Genomic DNA, 436 nt, shown 5'->3' on the forward strand with positions numbered 1-436 from the left:
GGCGCGAGTACCTGGACTGGGCGGTGGAAGCGTTCCGGATCAGTGCCAGCGGCGTGCGCGATGCCACCCAGATCCACACCCACATGTGCTATTCCGAGTTCAACGACATCATCCACTCGGTGGCGGCAATGGATGCCGACGTGATCTCCATCGAGACCTCGCGCTCGCGGATGGAGCTGCTGGATGCATTCGTGCGCTTCCAGTACCCCAACGAGATCGGCCCGGGCGTGTACGACATCCACTCCCCGCGCGTGCCGGACAAGGAAGAGATGCTGGCGCTGCTGCGCAAGGCCGCCGAGGTCCTGCGGCCAGAGCAGATCTGGGTCAACCCCGACTGCGGCCTGAAGACCCGCGGCTGGAAGGAAACCCGGGCCGCGCTGGAAGCGCTGGTGGCCGCCGCCCGCGAACTGCGCGCGGAAAACGCCGACGCCAACGC

1 pseudogene is annotated in these 436 nt (G+C 67.0%); it reads left to right on the forward strand.

Features of this window, described 5'->3' with window-relative positions:
• A pseudogene (locus AC1DN0_RS41540) lies at positions 1–436 on the forward strand (5-methyltetrahydropteroyltriglutamate--homocysteine S-methyltransferase); the annotation flags it as partial.

This window comes from Cupriavidus sp. 05N39, assembly GCF_056397325.1.